Raw genomic sequence first — 14,185 nt, 5'->3', positions numbered from 1 at the left:
GCCCGGCGAATCGGCGCCGGGGTGTCAGAGCGGCCTGGCGACTTCGCGCCGAGCCCTGACGCGGGCGTGACGGCGGCGGGGGGGGGGCGGGCGGGGCCCCCCCCCCCCCCCCCCCCCCCCCCCCCCCCCCCCGCGCCGGGGGCGTTGTTACCGTGCCCGGGTGGCTGACTCCTCACGCGACACCCCCGAAGGCGCCGGCTGGGGCGGCGCCGAGCGCGGCACCTACCGCGCCCTGATGCCCCCGCGCACCGAGAAGCTCTCCTGGCTGAGTCCGAGGACGCTGTGGGCCGCCCGCAACGGCGTGCTGGCCTCCTGGTTCGGGGACCCCACGGGCGCCACCCGGAGCCGCTGGGTGGCGCAGCGGGCGGCGGCGGGGGCGCCGGCCGACAAGGTGATCCGGCGGACGGACCCGGAGGAGTTCTCCTTCCTGGTGATCGGCGACACCGGGGAGGGCGACGACCCGCAGTACGCCGTCGTGCCCGGGTTGCTGCGGGCGGGCGGGGACACCCGGTTCGCCGTCATCGCGAGCGACGTCATCTACCCGGTGGGCAGCGCCGACGACTACGACACGAAGTTCTTCCGCCCCTACCGGGACTATCCGGCGCCCGTCTACGCGATACCCGGCAACCACGACTGGTACGAGGGCCTCGGCGCCTTCATGCGGGTCTTCTGCGACGACGCGCCGCCCCTGCCGCCGGAGCCGGCGCCGCGCCCGTTCAGCCGGGCCCGGCTGCGGTCCCTGCTGTGGCACCGGCCCGGGCCGGACGACGGGCGGCGCCTGGACGAGGCCCGCGCGCTGCGCGGCGCGCCCGGGCAGCAGGCCGTGCAGCCGGGGCCGTACTGGGCGATCGACGCTGGCCCCCTGCGGATCGTCGGCATCGACACCGGGCTGCTCGGCACCCTCGACGCCGAGCAGGGCGCCTGGCTGCGCGAGGTGTCGCGCGACCCGCGGCCGAAGATCCTCGTCACCGGCTCGCCCCTGTACGTGGACGGCGCGCACCACCCGTGCGAGATCGAGGGCGGCGGCACGGTGGACGACATCGTGCGCGATCCGGCCCACCGCTATGTGGCGGCGATCGGCGGCGACATCCACAACTACCAGCGCTACCCAGTCGACGTGGACGGCCGCACGATCCAGTACGTCGTCGCGGGCGGCGGGGGCGCGTTCATGCACGCCACGCACACCATCCCCCGGGTCTCGGTGGGCGGTGTCGGCGAGGAGGACTTCCGCTGCTACCCGCTGCGCGGCGACTCCCTCGCCTTCTACAGCCGGCTCTACGGGCGGCGGCTGCGGCTGCGGCGGTTCTTCACGCTGACCGAGGACGAGGCGACGGCGGTGGTCACCGAGCGGCTCGGCATCCGCCCGGCCCGCTCCCCGAGGGCGTCCGCGCCGGTCACCCTGCGCACCCGGCTGGTCGCCGGGCTGCTCGGCACCGGGCGGCGGCCGGACCGCGGGAAGCGGTTCCGGCTGCCGGTGCGCAAGATCTACACGCAGCTGTTCTCGCCGAGTTCGGCGACCTACAGCCCGCCGTTCTTCAAGTGCTTCCTGCGCCTGGACGTCACCCCGCAGGCGGTCCGGCTGCGCTGCCACGCCGCGACCGGCAACCTGGCGCAGGAGCTGGACCCGCCGGTGGAGGACGAGGTGGTCATCCCGCTCGGCTGACCGGGCAGCGGGGTCCGGCTCACCAGCGGCCCGGCTCGCTCCCGAGGAGGGCCTCGGAGGGGGAGCCGTCCACCCCGACGGGCACCTCGCCGGCGAGCATCACGCGGTGCATGACCCGGGGATGGTCCAGGTGGGCGTTGTCGCTGGGCGCGAGGTGGACGGTGGCCCGGTTGTCCCAGAAGGCGACGCTGCCCGGCTCCCAGCGGAAGCGGACGGTGTACTCGGGCCGGGTGACCTGGTCGAGGAGCAGGTCCAGGATCGCCTGGCTCTCCGGACGGGAGAGGCCGGCGATCTGCTCGACGTAGTAGCCGTTGACGAACAGCACCCGCTCCCCGGTCTCGGGGTGCACCCGCACCAGCGGGTGGACGGTGGCGACCTGGTGGTCCAGGAGGTGCCGTACGTAGGCGTCCTCGCCGGGCCGGGGCTGGTAGCCGACGCCGAGGCGGTGCTCGGCGCGCAGGCCGTCGACGAAGGCGCGCAGCGGCGCGGACAGGCCGGCGTAGGCGGCGGCCAGGTTGGCCCAGGTGGTGTCGCCGCCGTAGGGCGGGACGGTCTCGGCGCGCAGGATCGTGGCGGCGGGCGGGTCGACGCGGGCGCCGTGGTCGCAGTGCCAGCCGCGGTGCAGCGTGTGCCGGCGGCGGCGCAGCCACTCGTCGTGCGGCATGCCGAACCGACCGCCCAGTTCCAGGCGGTCGGCCGTCGTCTCGATCTCCGGGACGTCCGGCGGGGACGCCTTGCCGCGCCGGGGCGGCACGACCGGTTCTCCGAAGCGGCGGGCGAGGGCGACGTGCCCGGCGTGGTCGAGGCGCTGGCCGCGGAAGAACACCACCTTCCAGCGCAGCACCGCGGCCCGGATCGCCGCGACCTGCGCCGCGTCCGGGCCGGCCGCCAGGTCCACGCCGGTGATCTCGGCGCCGATGTGCCCGGCGACCGGCCGCACCTCGATCCCGCCGCCGGTCCCGGCCTCGGCCGTGGTCTTCTCCGTGGTCATGCGCGCTCCCTCGGTCGTCCGTGTCGGCTCCGCCACGAGCGTGGCAGACCCCGCCCGGTCCCGTCCGGTTGATCGTCCCCGGCCCGGTGCGCGACGCTGGAGGGACGCCACACGGAAAGGTCCGCCCGTGATCAGCATCCCGGCACACACCCTGAACGACGGCCGCGCCCTCCCCGCCGTGGGCCTGGGCACCTGGCCGCTGTCCGACGACGACGCCGAGAGCGCCGTGATCAGCGCCCTGGAGACGGGCTACCGCCTGATCGACACGGCGACGAACTACCGCAACGAGACCGGCGTCGGCCGCGGGGTCGCGGCGAGCGGCGTCCCGCGCGAGGAGATCGTGGTGACGACCAAGCTGCCGGGGAGGCACCACGGCTACGAGGAGACCCTGGCCTCCTTCGAGGACTCCCGCGCCCGGCTCGGCCTGGACTACGTCGACCTGTACCTGATCCACTGGCCGCTGCCCCGGATCGACAAGTACGTCGACTCGTGGAAGGCGATGCTGAAGCTGCGGGACGACGGGCTGGTCCGCTCGGTCGGCGTCTCGAACTTCACCGCCGAGCACATCGACCGGCTGGAGAAGGAGACCGGCGAGCTGCCCGCCGTGAACCAGATCGAGCTGCACCCGCTGCTCCCGCAGGAGGAGCTGCGGGCGTACCACGAGCGCAAGGGCGTCCGCACCGAGAGCTGGAGCCCGCTGGGCCGGGGCAGTGACGTGCTCGACGACCCGGCGGTGGCCGAGGTCGCCGAGGCGCACGGCGTGACGCCGGCCCAGGCGGTGCTGCGCTGGCACACCCAGCTCGGCGCGGTGCCGGTGCCGAAGTCCGCCGACCCCGGCCGGCAGCGGGCCAACCTCGACATCTTCGGCTTCGAGCTGGACGACGCCCAGCTGCGGGCCGTCGCCGCCCGCCCGGAGCGCCGGCTCGGCGGGGATCCGCTGGTGCACGAGGAGTTCTGAGGTGGGCGAGGCGGACGCGCTCGGGACGTACCGCGGCAGGCGCGACTTCGACCGCACCGCGGAGCCTTCGGGGCGCGGACCGGAGGGCGGGGCGGCCGGGCCGCGGTTCGTGGTGCAGATCCACGACGCGAGCACCCTGCACTTCGACTTCCGGCTGCAGGTCGGCGACGTGCTCAGGTCCTGGTCGGTGCCGAAGGGGCCGTCCGCCGACCCGGGCGACAAGCGGCTCGCCGTGCCGACGGAGGACCATCCCCTGGATTACGAGGAGTTCGAGGGCGTGATCCCGGCCGGCGAGTACGGGGGCGGCACGGTGATCGTCTGGGACCGGGGCACGTACGAGCCGCTGAGCCACGACCGCAAGGGGCGGCCGGTCGACTTCGCCGAGTCGCTCGACAAGGGCCATGCCCGGTTCCGGCTGCGCGGCGCCAAGCTGCGCGGCGAATGGGCGCTGACCCGGTTCCGGGGCGAGGAGGCGTGGCTCCTCGTACGGGCGGGCGGCGGCCCGGCCCGGGGCGGCGCCGGCACCCCGGACCCCCGGCGCGCCCGGTCGGTGCGCAGCGGCCGGACGCTGGCCGGGGTGGCGGCCGAGGCGTCCTAGGAGTTCTCCCGCCGGGCGCGCAGGGCGGCCAGCGCCCGGTCCGCGTGGGTGTTCATCCGCAGCTCGCTGCGGATCACCGCCAGGACGGTGCGGTCGGTCCCGATGACGAAGGTGACCCGTTTCGTCGGCAGCGGGGTGAAGCCGCGGCGCACGCCGAAGCGCTCGCGGACCGTCCCCTCGGGGTCGGACAGCAGCGGCATGTCCAGGCCGTGCTGTCCGGTGAACTCCGCCTGCCGCTCCACCGGGTCGCCGCTGACGCCCACCGCCCGGGCGCCGACGGCCGCGAACTCGGCGGCCAGGTCCCGGAAGTGGCAGGCTTCGGCGGTGCAGCCGGGGGTCAGGGCGGCGGGGTAGAAGAAGAGCACCACCGGGCCGTCCGCGAGCAGTTCGGACAGCCGGCGCGGGGTGCCGCTCCCGTCGGGCAGGGTGAAGTCCTCGACGGTGTCGCCGACGGCGGGGATGCGGCTCATGCTCCCTCCCGGCCCTGTCCGGCGCCCCGGGCGACACCGCGCGCCCACAGCACGAGCGGCACCTGGAGCGGCAGCCGGCCGTAGGCGGCGCGCTTGAGCGGGGCGGGCTTGTCGCGCCAGTCGTAGGCCATCTTGACGTTGGCGGGGAACACGCCGACGAAGAACGCGGCTGCCGCCCGGGCGCTGGTGCGCCGGGTGCGGGGCGCGGCGAGGCCGGCGGCCAGGGCGAGTTCGGCGACGCCGCTGGCGTAGGTCCAGGCGCGGGGCGAGCCGGGCAGGCTCTGCGGGACGGTGGCGTCGAAGGGGCGGGGCCGCGCGAAGTGCAGGACACCGGCGCCGGCCAGCAGGCCGGCGAGCGCGAGGGCGGAACGGTCGGAGCGGGGCACGTCGGTGTCTCCGTTCATGGGGGTGCGGGTCGGGTGGGACCCGCGGCGGCGATATTACTGGAAAGTAAGGAGCGGGCGGCAGGCCCCTCCCGGGTGACGACCGGGTGATCCCCGCCCCGCCCGCTAAAGCCGCGCCCCCTGCCGCTCCCTCCGCAGCAGCCACGCCAGGTAACCGCCGCCGGCCACACCGGTGATCACGCCGACCGGGAGGATGGCCGAGCCGGTGGCCCGCTGGGTGATCAGGTCCGCGGCGGTGACCAGGAGCGCGCCCGTCCAACCGGCCGGCAGCACGCCGGGGCCCGCCGCGCGGGTGATCCGGCGGGCCAGCTGCGGGGCCGCGAGGGCCACGAAGGGGATCGGCCCGGCCGCCGCCACGGCCATCGCGGTCAGCCCCGTGCCGGCGCTCAGCAGCACCAGGCGGCTGCGCTCGGGCGGCACGCCGAGCGCGGCGGCGGTGTCGTCGCCCATCTCCAGCATGGTCAGCCGCCGGCCGCAGGCGAGGACGACCGGCACGAGGAGCACCAGGCCGAGCGCCGCGATGCGCACGTCGGACCAGCCGCGGGCGTTGAGCGAGCCGATCATCCAGGTGGCGGCCTGCGCGGCCTTGCCGATGTCGGCGCGCACGTAGAGGTAGCTGGTGGCCGAGCCGAGCACCGCGGAGGCGCCGATGCCGACCAGCACCAGGCGGTAGCCGTGCACGCCCCGCTTCCAGGCCAGCAGGTAGACGGCCGTGGCGGTGGCGAGGCCCCCGCACACCGCGCCGACGGCGGTCTGCGCGGCGCCCGCGTCGAGGACGATGATGGCGACGAGGGCGCCGGCCGAGGCACCGTTGCCGAAGCCGATGATGTCGGGGCTGCCCAGCGGGTTGCGGGTGAGGGACTGGAAGACCGCCCCGGCCGTGCCGAGCGCGAAGCCGACCAGCGCGGCCACCAGGGCGCGCGGCAGCCGCAGGTCGAGCACCACGAACTCGGCGCCGGGCGGTCCGTCGCCGGCCAGGGTCCGCAGCACCTGAGCCGGCGTCAGCTCGTAGCCGCCGGTGCCGAGGGCGAGCACCATGGCCGAGGCCGTGAGCAGGGCGAGCACCGTGCAGACGGCGAGGGAGCGGGCGTCGTAGCGCACGGACCAGGGGCCGGTGCGCAGGAGTCCGCGGCGGACGGCGGTCCGCGGCGGGGCGGGGGTGTCCTGGACGAGGGTCACAGCTGGGCCACCTTCCGCTGCCGGACCAGGTGGATGAAGAGCAGCCCGCCGAGGAAGGCGGTGACGGTGCCGACCTCGATCTCGGACGGCGGCACCAGGACCCGGCCGGCCACGTCCGAGACGAGCAGCAGCGCCGGCGCGTACAGGGCGCACAGGGGCAGCAGCCAGCGGGGGTCGGGGCCGCAGAAGGCGCGGGCGGCGTGCGGGATCATCAGGCCGAGGAAGCCGATCGGCCCGCACACGGCGGTCGCCCCGCCGCACAGCAGGGTGACGGCGAGGACCGACAGCAGCCGCACCCGCCGCACCGAGGTGCCGAGCGCCCGCGCGTGGTCCTCGCCGAGGGCGACGGCGCCGAGCGGGCGGGCCAGCGCGAAGGCGAGCAGGGCGCCCCCGAGCAGCAGCGGCGAGGCGGTGACCAGCAGGGACAGATCGCGTTTGGCGAGGGTGCCGACGGACCAGTACCGCATCTCGTCGAGCGTGCTCAGGTGCCACAGCGAGAGGCCGTTGACGTAGCCGAACAGGGCCGCGTTGACGGCCGTCCCGGCGAGCGCGAGCCGCACCGGGGTGGCCCGGCGCCCGCCGCCGAGGGCGCCGACGACCGTGGCGGCGACGGCGGCACCGGCGAGGGCGAACCACAGGTACCCGGTGAACGACGTGATGCCGAGGACGCCGATGGCGGTGACGACGGCAGCGGCGGCGCCCGCGTTGACGCCGAGCAGCCCCGGGTCGGCCAGCGGGTTGCGGGTGAGGGTCTGCATGACGGCGCCGCCGAGGCCGAGGGCGGCGCCGACGGCGGCCCCGATGACGGTGCGCGGCAGCCTCAGGTCCCGCACGATGGCGTCGTTCTCGGAACCGGTGGGGGCGAACAGGGCCGACCAGACCTGGTCGAGGGCGATCTGCTTGGTACCCACGGCGAGCGACAGGGCGACGGCCGCCACCAGGAGCACGACGCCGAGCAGCAGGCCCGCCGAGCGCCGCGCGACGCGGTGACGGGGGCGCCGCTCCGCGGGCGTCCCGTCCGGCGGCGCAAGGGTGGTCGCGGCGGTCACGCCCTGCCCGCCCGGGAGTTGACGGGGCGGGTGCCGGGGAGCGGGCCGACTGGACGCGGAGCACACATTCCGAAGGACATGTGCTTAGCTTAGGCTAGCCTTACCTCGGTTGTTGACGATCCTGTCGGCAGCCTAGACCTCTCTTCCGACCTCGACCACCGGTTCCGGAGAAGACGCGATGACCACGCTCCCCCGCCCCACCCCCCGCGACACCGGCGCCCCGGACGTCCGTCCGGTCCGGGTCACGGGCCCGCGCGTCGCGCGCCTGGCGGCGGCGGTGTCCGGGGCCGACGAGGCGCGACGGGCCCGGCTGACCGCCGAGTTCTGGCGCGAGGCCGGGCGCCGGGGCACCCCGCTGGTCGAGGAGCTGCCCGGCGAACCCGGCCACCGCGCGGTCACCTTCCTGTGGCGGGGCCACCGGACCACCCGTCAGGTGCTGCTGTTCGGCAACCGCATCACCGACCGCGACCACCTGGCCGCCTCGCTCCTGGAGCGGGTGCCGGGCACCGACGTCTGGCACCTCGGCCTCCGGCTGCGCGCCGACCACCGCGGCTCCTACCGGCTGGCCGCCGACATCTCCCTCAAGGAGCCCCCGGCCGAGCAGGGCGCCCTCCAGCAGCGGCTGCGCTCGCTCTTGGCGCACGCCGCCGCCGACCCGCTCAACCCGGCCACGGTGGCCACCCGTTGGCAGCCGGCCGACGCCTCGGTCTTCGCCCTGCCCGGCGCCCCGGCCGAGCCGTGGGCCGGGCGCCGGGGCACCGTGCCGGCCGGGCGGGTGGAGCGGCACCGGGTGCCGGGCGCCGCGCCGGTCGGCGACCGGGACGCCTGGGTGTACCTGCCGCCGGGCCTCGACGGGGCCGGCACCGCGCCGCTGCCGGTGGCGGTGGTGTGCGACGGCGACATGTGGTTCGGGCGGCTCGGGTTCGGCGCCACGCTGGACGCGCTGATAGCCGACGGCGCGCTGCCGCCGCTGGTCGTGGTGGCGCCGGACGCCGTGGACCGGCGCACCCGCTGGCAGGACCTCGGCGGTCGCAAGCCGTTCGTCGCCTTCCTGGCCGACCGGTTGCTGCCCTGGGCCGCGGGCCGCTGGCCGCTCACCACGGACCCGCGCCGCACCCTGGTCGCCGGGCAGAGCCTCGGCGCCATGACCGCCCTGTACGCCGGCTACGCGCGCCCCGACCGGTTCGGCAACGTCCTCGCCCAGTCCGCCTCCCTGTGGTGGCGCCCCGGACTGCCGCCGCCGGGCGCCGCCAAGCCGCCGGTGCGCGGCACCCCGTGGCTGGCGGAGCGCTTCGCCGCCACCGGGGCGCGCCCGGTGACGGTCCATCTGGACGTCGGGCTGCACGAGGGCGCCATGGTCGAGCACAGCCTCGCCCTGTACGACGCCCTGCGCACGGCGGGCTACGCCGTCACGTACGACGCCTACAACGGCGGCCACGACTACGCCTGCTGGCACGGCGCCCTGGCCGCAGGGCTGGTCCGGCTGCTCGGCTCCGGCCGGGCCGCGACCGCCTGACCCCGAGACCTTCCGCCGCACGACACCGATGTCCTCCGCTCTCAGCTCAGAAGGAGTCCCACCCTCATGTCCCCTGCACGCGCCGCCCGCAGAACCGTCCTGACCTCCGCCGCCGCCGTGGTGGCCGGAGCGCTGCTGCTGACCGCCTGCGGTGACGACGACGGCGACGACGCGGCCGGCCAGGGGTCGGACAGCCGCCAGGTCACCGACGCCACCGGCCGGAAGGTCGACGTGCCCGCCGCCCCCAAGAAGGTCGTCACGCTCAGCGAGCCCACCCTCGACGCGGCCCTCGCCCTCGGCGTGCAGCCGGTCGGCGCGACCGCGGGGCGCGGGCAGCAGGGCGTCTCCACCTATCTGGCCGACAAGGCCGGCAAGGCGGAGGTCGTCGCCACCGTCGCCGAGGCCGACATGGAGAAACTGGCCGCGCTCCAGCCCGACCTGATCCTCCTTGACGAGACGACCGCCGTGAAGGGCCAGGTCGCCAAGTTGGAGTCCATCGCCCCGACCGTGGTGACCGCCAAGCTCAACGAGGACTGGAAGAAGGCGTTCACCGCCACCGCGGACGCGCTGAACCGCAAGGCCGAGGCCGACAAACTGCTGGCCGGCTTCGACAGCGACGTGACCGCGACGAAGGGCAAGCTGGGCAAGAACGCCGGCGCTGTGGTCAGCGTGGTGCGCTGGCAGAACAAGGCGCCCTCGGTCGTCGGCCGCGGCAAGAACCACGTCGGCTCCACGCTGACCGCGCTCGGCCTGGACCGGCCTGCCGGGCAGCGCGGGCAGGGCACCGGGCACAGCGAGCCGGTCAGCCTGGAGAAGCTGTCCACCATCGACGGCGACTGGCTGTTCTTCGGCACCCTCGGCGACCGCGCCGACGGGGAGAAGGCGTACGCCGACGCGCGGAAGGTGCCGAACTTCGGCCGCCTGAAGGCGGAGCAGGAGGGCCACGTCGAGGTCGTCCAGGGCTCCGCCTGGAACAGCGCCGGCGGCCCGCTCGCCGCGCGGATCGTCCTGGACGACCTGGCCAAGGCGCTGGCCTCGTGACCTCCGGCATCGCCGGCCGGCTCGCCCTCGTGACGGGGGCGGGCCGGGGCATCGGCGCGGCGGTGGTCGCGGCGCTCGCCGCCGAGGGTGCCCGGGTGGTCGCCACCGACCTCTCCGGCGAGGACGTCGAGACGCTGGCGAAGGAGCACGGCGAGCGCGTCACCGCGCGCCCGCTGGACGTCACCGACGCCGGCGCCGTGGAGGCGCTGGTCGCCGAGACCGAGGACGCCCTCGGCCCGCTGGACATCGCGGTCAACGTCGCGGGCATCCTGCGCTCCTCGGACGTCGTGGACCTCACCGACGAGGACTGGGCGGCCACGTTCGCCGTCAACGCCACCGGTGTCTTCCACGTCTCGCGCGCCGTCGCCCGCCGGATGGCCGCCCGGGGCAGCGGCTCGGTGGTCACCGTCGCCTCCAACGCGGCCGGCGTGCCCCGCGCGGGCATGGCCGCCTACGCCGCCTCCAAGGCCGCCGCCGTGATGTTCACCAAGTGCCTGGGCCTGGAGGTGGCCGGGCGGGGCGTGCGGTGCAACACCGTCTCCCCGGGCTCGACCCTCACCGCCATGCAGCGCTCCCTGTGGCCGGCGGGCGACGAGGGGGCCGCGGCGGCCCGGGTGATCGCCGGCGACCTCGGCAGCTACCGCACGGGGATCCCGCTGGGCCGGATCGCCGACCCCTCCGACATCGCCGACGCGGTGGTCTTCCTCGCCTCCGACCGCGCCCGGCACATCACGATGCACGACCTCTACGTCGACGGCGGCGCCACCCTGCGGGCCTGAGCCCCGGGAAGCGTCTCTCCCCCACTGGAGACAGTCATGTCCCTCTCCCTGCCCGAGGCCCCGCACGGGGCCGCCCCCGAGACCGCGCCGGTCGCGCCGGGTGCCGCGACCGCCCTGCTTGAGTCCTACCGGCCCGCCGGCGACCGCTTCCTGGCCACCCCCCACCGCACCCTGCTGGGCCGCGGCACGGCCGCCGAGATATCCCAGACCCCCGCACCGCCGGCCGAGCGGGTGCGCGAGGCCCTGGCCCGGCTGCGCCGCCCCGGCGCCCCCGCGCCGGTCGTGATGGGCGCCCTGCCCTTCGCCCCGGACGCCCCGGACGCGCTCGCCGTGCCGGACACCGTGCGCTGGGCGCCCCCGCTGCGCGAGGACCCGCTGATCGCGCTGCCGGTGCCCGAGGACCCGGACCGGCCCGCGTGGCGGGTGCGCGAGGTGCCGGAGGCGGCGCGGTACGGCGCCGCGGTGGCCGGGGCGGTGGCGCGGATGCGGGCCGGCGAGTTCGCCAAGGTCGTGCTCGCCCGCACCCTGGAGCTGACCTCCCCGCGCGAGCCCGACCTGCCCGCGATGCTGCGCCGGCTGGCCCGCCGCGACCCGGCCGGCTACACCTTCGCGGTACCCACCGCCCCGGGCCGCACCCTGATCGGCGCCAGCCCCGAACTGCTGGTCGCCCGGCAGGGCGGGCGGCTGACCGCCAACCCGCTGGCCGGCTCCACGCCGCGCAGCGCCGACCTCGCCGAGGACGTCCGGCGCGCGGTCGCCCTGCTGGAGTCCGAGAAGGACCTGCACGAGCACGCGGTCGTGGTGGACGCCGTACGCGAGGCGCTCGCGCCGTTCTGCCGCTCCCTGGACGTGCCCGCGCGGCCCACCCTGGTGCGCACCGCCACCATGTGGCACCTGTCCACCACGGTCGCCGGCGACCTCGCCGACCCGGCCACGACCGCCCTGGACCTGGCCTCCGCCCTGCACCCCACCCCGGCGGTGTGCGGCACGCCCACCGAGGTGGCCCGGGCCGTGATCGCCGAGTCGGAGCCCTTCGACCGCGGCGCCTACACCGGGGTGGTCGGCTGGCAGGACGCCGACGGCGACGGCGAATGGGTCGTCACCATCCGCTGCGCCGAGGCCGAGGGGCGCACGCTCCGGCTGTTCGCCGGCGCCGGTGTGGTGGCCGCCTCCACGCCGGAGGCCGAGACGGCGGAGACCGCCGCCAAGTTCCGCACCTTCCTCGACGCGGTGGGAGCCTCGCTGTGAGCGTCACCCCGGGTGTCGACGCGCCCACCTGGCCCGCGGAGTTCGCGGCCCGCTACCGCGCCGCCGGCCACTGGCGCGGGCAGACCTTCGGCGCCCTGCTGCGCGAGCGCGCCGCCGAGCACCCCGACCGGACGGCCGTGGTGGACCCGGCGCCCGCCCGGCGCACCTGGACCTACCGGGAGCTGGACGAGGCCGCCGACCGGCTGGCCGCCGGCTTCCTGGCCCGGGGCATCGGCAAGGGCGACCGGGTGGTCGTCCAACTGCCCAACACGGGCGAGTTCTTCGAGGTCGTCTTCGCGCTGTTCCGGATCGGCGCGCTGCCGGTGTACGCGCTGCCCGCGCACCGGGACACCGAGATCGCCCACTTCTGCGCCTTCGCCGAGGCGGTCGCGTACGTGATCCCGGACCTTCACGAGGGCTACGACCACCGCGAACTGGCCTCCCGGGTACGGGCGCAGGCGCCGACCCTGCGGCACGTCCTCGTGGCCGGCGAGCCGGGCGCCCACACCGCGCTGGCGGACGTGCCCCGCGAGCCGGCCGGCCCGTTCGACGGGCCCGAGGCGCACGAGCTGGCCTTCCTCCAGCTGTCCGGCGGCACGACGGGCGTGTCCAAGCTGATCCCGCGCACCCACGACGACTACCTGTACTCGGTGCTCGGCTCGAACGAGATCTGCGGCGTCGACGAGGGCACCCGCTTCCTGGTGGCGCTGCCGGCCGCGCACAACTTCCCGATGAGCAGCCCGGGCTGGCTGGGCGTGCTGGCGGCCGGCGGCACGGTGGTGCTGTGCCCGCGGCCCGACCCGGACACCGCGTTCCGCCTGGTGCGGGACGAGCGGGTCACCATGACAGGGCTGGTGCCGCCGCTGGCGCTGGCCTGGACGGAGGCGGCGCCGCACACCGCGTACGACCTGTCGTCCCTGGAGCTGGTCCTCGTCGGCGGCGCCAAGTACAGCGAGCGGGCGGCGCGCCGCCTGGAGCCGGCCCTGGGCTGCCGGCTGATGCAGGTCTTCGGCATGGCGGAGGGCCTGGTCAACTACACGCGCCTCACCGACGACCCCGAGACGGTGGTCACCACCCAGGGCCGGCCGATCTCCCCGGACGACGAGGTCCGCGTCGTGGACGACGCCGACGCGGACGTCCCGGACGGGGAGTTCGGGCATCTGCTGACCCGCGGCCCGTACACGATCCGCGGCTACTGGCGGGCGCCGGAGCACAACGCGCGGGCCTTCACGGCGGACGGCTTCTACCGCACCGGCGACATCGTGCGCCGCCTTCCGACCGGGCACCTGGTGGTGGAGGGCCGGGCCAAGGACCAGATCAACCGGGGCGGCGAGAAGATCGCGCCGGAGGAGATCGAGAACATCATCCTCGGCCACCCCGCCGTGCACGACGTGTCGGTGGTGTCGGTGCCGGACGAGTACCTGGGCGAGCGCTCCCTGGCCTACGTGATCCTGCGCGCGGGCGCCGAGCCGCTGAAGCCCGTCGCGGTCAAACGGTTCGTGCGCGAACGCGGCGTCGCCGCCTACAAGGTCCCCGACCTCGTGGAGTTCGTGGACGTCTTCCCGCACACCGGGGTCGGCAAGGTGAGCAAGAAGCACCTGCGCTCCGCCGCCGGCCGGCCCTGACCCCCCTTCCCCGAGAGGCCCCACCCCCATGGCACTCCCCGCCATCGCCCCCTATCCGCTCCCCGCGCCGGACGAACTGCCCGCGAACCGCGTGCCGTGGACCGTGGACCCGGCGCGTGCCGTGCTGCTCGTGCACGACCTCCAGCAGCACTTCCTGTCCGCCTTCCCGGCCGGCGAGCAGCCGCTGACCGGCATGCTCGGCAACACCGCCCGGCTGCTGAAGGAGTACCGGCGCCTCGGCGTCCCGGTCGTCTACTCCGCCCAGCGCGGCGGCCAGACGCCCGAGGAGCGCGGCCTCCAGCTGGACTTCTGGGGCCCCGGCGTGGCCGACGACCCCGCGGCGCTCGCCACGCCGGTCGAGGTGGCCCCCGAGGAGGGGGACACGGTGCTGACGAAGTGGAAGTACAGCGCCTTCGTCCGCACCGGCCTCGCCGATCTGCTGCGCGAGAGCGGCCGCGACCAGCTCGTGCTCACCGGCGTGTACGCGCACATCGGCGTGCTGATGACCGCCGCCGACGCCTGGCAGCGGGACCTGCGGGCGTTCGTGGTCGCCGACGCCGTCGCCGACTTCTCCCGCGCCGACCACGACATGGCGCTGCGCTGGGCCGCCGGCCGCTGCGCGGTCGTCACCACCACCGACGCGCTCCTCCAGGAGGTCTGAACC

14 protein-coding genes are annotated in these 14,185 nt (G+C 75.9%); 9 read left to right on the top strand and 5 right to left on the bottom strand.

What is annotated here, in order from left to right:
• The first annotated feature begins 160 nt into the window (after positions 1–160).
• Complete coding sequence (locus ACGFZL_RS31550; protein WP_393696940.1) at positions 161–1,663, top strand: metallophosphoesterase family protein; 1,503 nt, start codon at positions 161–163, stop codon at positions 1,661–1,663.
• A 19-nt stretch (positions 1,664–1,682) separates the two neighbouring features.
• On the opposite strand, the gene ACGFZL_RS31545 is transcribed toward ACGFZL_RS31550, so the two are convergent.
• A complete protein-coding gene (locus ACGFZL_RS31545; RefSeq protein WP_393696938.1) occupies positions 1,683–2,654 on the bottom strand; it encodes a TauD/TfdA dioxygenase family protein in 972 nt (323 codons plus the stop codon).
• Positions 2,655–2,781: 127 nt separating this feature from the next.
• Between ACGFZL_RS31545 and ACGFZL_RS31540 the strand changes: the two genes are divergently transcribed.
• Positions 2,782–3,612, top strand: coding sequence for an aldo/keto reductase (locus tag ACGFZL_RS31540; RefSeq protein ID WP_393696936.1), 831 nt, complete (start codon positions 2,782–2,784; stop codon positions 3,610–3,612).
• Position 3,613: 1 nt separating this feature from the next.
• Complete coding sequence (locus ACGFZL_RS31535) at positions 3,614–4,210, top strand: DNA polymerase ligase N-terminal domain-containing protein (RefSeq protein ID WP_393696934.1); 597 nt, start codon at positions 3,614–3,616, stop codon at positions 4,208–4,210.
• On the opposite strand, the gene ACGFZL_RS31530 is transcribed toward ACGFZL_RS31535, so the two are convergent.
• The 4 genes from ACGFZL_RS31530 to ACGFZL_RS31515 form a co-directional block, all read right to left on the bottom strand.
• Complete coding sequence (locus ACGFZL_RS31530; protein WP_393696932.1) at positions 4,207–4,680, bottom strand: peroxiredoxin; 474 nt, start codon at positions 4,678–4,680, stop codon at positions 4,207–4,209. The two genes, ACGFZL_RS31535 and ACGFZL_RS31530, sit on opposite strands and share 4 nt — an antisense overlap.
• Positions 4,677–5,066, bottom strand: a complete 390-nt coding sequence (locus tag ACGFZL_RS31525) for a DoxX family protein (protein ID WP_393696942.1) — start codon at positions 5,064–5,066, stop codon at positions 4,677–4,679. The genes ACGFZL_RS31530 and ACGFZL_RS31525 overlap by 4 nt, the downstream gene beginning before the upstream one ends.
• Before the next feature lie 123 nt (positions 5,067–5,189).
• Entirely contained in the window at positions 5,190–6,263 is a 1,074-nt protein-coding gene (locus tag ACGFZL_RS31520; RefSeq protein ID WP_393696930.1) for a FecCD family ABC transporter permease, read from the bottom strand.
• Positions 6,260–7,312 carry a FecCD family ABC transporter permease gene (locus tag ACGFZL_RS31515; RefSeq protein WP_393696928.1) on the bottom strand — a complete coding sequence of 351 codons (1,053 nt, stop codon included), beginning with the start codon at positions 7,310–7,312 and terminating at the stop codon, positions 6,260–6,262. The genes ACGFZL_RS31520 and ACGFZL_RS31515 overlap by 4 nt, the downstream gene beginning before the upstream one ends.
• Before the next feature lie 178 nt (positions 7,313–7,490).
• Here ACGFZL_RS31515 and fes point away from each other — a divergent pair, with 178 nt between their 5' ends.
• From fes to ACGFZL_RS31485, 6 genes are all read left to right on the top strand, one after another.
• A complete protein-coding gene (gene fes / locus ACGFZL_RS31510) occupies positions 7,491–8,828 on the top strand; it encodes an enterochelin esterase (protein WP_355172071.1) in 1,338 nt (445 codons plus the stop codon).
• Positions 8,829–8,894: 66 nt separating this feature from the next.
• Positions 8,895–9,869 (top strand): ABC transporter substrate-binding protein, encoded by a 975-nt coding sequence (locus ACGFZL_RS31505; protein WP_393696926.1) that lies wholly within the window; start codon positions 8,895–8,897, stop codon positions 9,867–9,869.
• Complete coding sequence (locus tag ACGFZL_RS31500; protein WP_393696924.1) at positions 9,866–10,648, top strand: 2,3-dihydro-2,3-dihydroxybenzoate dehydrogenase; 783 nt, start codon at positions 9,866–9,868, stop codon at positions 10,646–10,648. The genes ACGFZL_RS31505 and ACGFZL_RS31500 overlap by 4 nt, the downstream gene beginning before the upstream one ends.
• Before the next feature lie 36 nt (positions 10,649–10,684).
• The gene (locus tag ACGFZL_RS31495) at positions 10,685–11,896 is read left to right on the top strand and encodes an isochorismate synthase (RefSeq protein WP_393696922.1); all 1,212 of its coding nucleotides are present in this window, start codon (positions 10,685–10,687) and stop codon (positions 11,894–11,896) included.
• Positions 11,893–13,521: a (2,3-dihydroxybenzoyl)adenylate synthase gene (locus ACGFZL_RS31490; RefSeq protein WP_393696920.1), complete on the top strand. Its 1,629-nt coding sequence runs from the start codon at positions 11,893–11,895 to the stop codon at positions 13,519–13,521. The genes ACGFZL_RS31495 and ACGFZL_RS31490 overlap by 4 nt, the downstream gene beginning before the upstream one ends.
• A gap of 28 nt (positions 13,522–13,549) precedes the next feature.
• On the top strand, positions 13,550–14,182 hold the full coding sequence (locus ACGFZL_RS31485; protein WP_393696918.1) for an isochorismatase family protein: 633 nt from the start codon (positions 13,550–13,552) through the stop codon (positions 14,180–14,182).
• The last annotated feature ends 3 nt before the right edge of the window (positions 14,183–14,185 follow it).

It is taken from the genome of Streptomyces sp. NPDC048182 (assembly GCF_043202555.1).
Lineage (GTDB): Bacteria > Actinomycetota > Actinomycetes > Streptomycetales > Streptomycetaceae > Streptomyces.
This window is presented reverse-complemented; position numbering and strand designations above follow the sequence as displayed.